The sequence below is a fragment of the Streptomyces sp. NPDC058157 genome, from assembly GCF_042884105.1.
Classification (GTDB): Bacteria; Actinomycetota; Actinomycetes; order Streptomycetales; family Streptomycetaceae; genus Streptomyces.
In genome coordinates, this window is record NZ_JBHVUQ010000444.1 from 1 (window position 1) to 1178 (window position 1178).

Genomic DNA, 1178 nt, shown 5'->3' on the forward strand with positions numbered 1-1178 from the left:
GGCCACCCCCGCCCCGGCGGCGGCGCAGAGCAGCGCGGCCGCCACGGCCGGACCGACCCGCCACCCGGGCCGCGCACCACGGCACCCCGCCACCAGCAGCACCCCCGCACCGGCCACCGCGACCCCCGCCCCGACGGCGCACCACCCGGCCGGCACCCCGAGCCCGACGGCGGCCGCGCCCCACGCCGCCAGGGCGGGCCCCACCAGCCGCAGGTCCGCCGGCCCGGCCCGCTCGCCCCCGGCGTCGCCCGGCCCGACGGCGCTCACAGCCGGACCAGCTTCCGGAGCTCGGCGAACCTGCGCTCGCCGATGCCGTCGACCTGCCGGAGGTCCTCCACGGCCCGGAACCCGCCCCGGGCGGTGCGGAACTCCACGATGTGCCGGGCCAGCACCGGACCGACCCCCGGCAGCCCGTCCAGCTGCTCGGCGGTCGCACTGCCGAGGCTCAGCGGACCGGGGCCGGCACCGCCCCCGAAGCCCCCGCCGCCCGGCGCGGGCGGCGCGCCGACCCCGACCAGGACCTGCTCCCCGTCCACCAGCACCCGGGCCCGGTTCAGCCCGGTGGTGTCCGTACCCGGCCGCACTCCCCCGGCGGCGGCCAGCGCGTCCTCCACCCGTGAGCCCCCGGGCAGCCGCAGCACGCCGGGCTCACGGACCTTTCCGCCGACGTCCACCACGATGCGCCCGCCCGGACCCCCCGGGCCCGCTCCCGCGACCGGGGACAGGGGCGGGGACGGGGTCGCCTGCGGCGCGGGGGCGAGCACCGCGGGCGCCGTCACCGGCTGCGGCCGGGCCGACCAGTACTGCTGGGCGGCGAACCCCACCGCGACGGCCAGCACCACCCCCACGGCGGCCACGGCCCTGGGCTCCACCCCGCACCGGGCCTGCACCCACACCGGCAGCCGCTCCCGCACCGCCGGCCACCGCCCGACCACCGCCTGCCCCTCGGCCTCCCCCACCGGAGGCTCCCCGCCCCCGGCCCCCGACGCCGACGGCCCGGCCCCAGCCCCTGGCGGACCGGACCCCCGAACCACCCCGTCCCGCCCGGGCGGCCAGCCCCCGGGCGGCGAGACCCCCGGCGGCGAGGCCCCGCCGAGCAGCGCCTCGGCCCGGCGGCGCACGGCGGCGGGATCCGGGCGGGGCTGGGCGGCGAACCCCACCGCGACGGCCAGCAGTAC

Annotated in this window: 1 protein-coding gene and 1 pseudogene; both read right to left on the reverse strand. The window is 82.9% G+C overall.

The window, feature by feature from the left end; genetic code table 11:
* A pseudogene (locus tag ACFVXK_RS38715) lies at positions 1-267 on the reverse strand (MBL fold metallo-hydrolase); the annotation flags it as partial.
* Positions 264-1175, reverse strand: a complete 912-nt coding sequence (locus ACFVXK_RS38720; RefSeq protein WP_389622119.1) for a helix-hairpin-helix domain-containing protein — start codon at positions 1173-1175, stop codon at positions 264-266. The pseudogene ACFVXK_RS38715 and the gene ACFVXK_RS38720, both read right to left, overlap by 4 nt.
* Between the last annotated feature and the right edge of the window lie 3 nt (positions 1176-1178).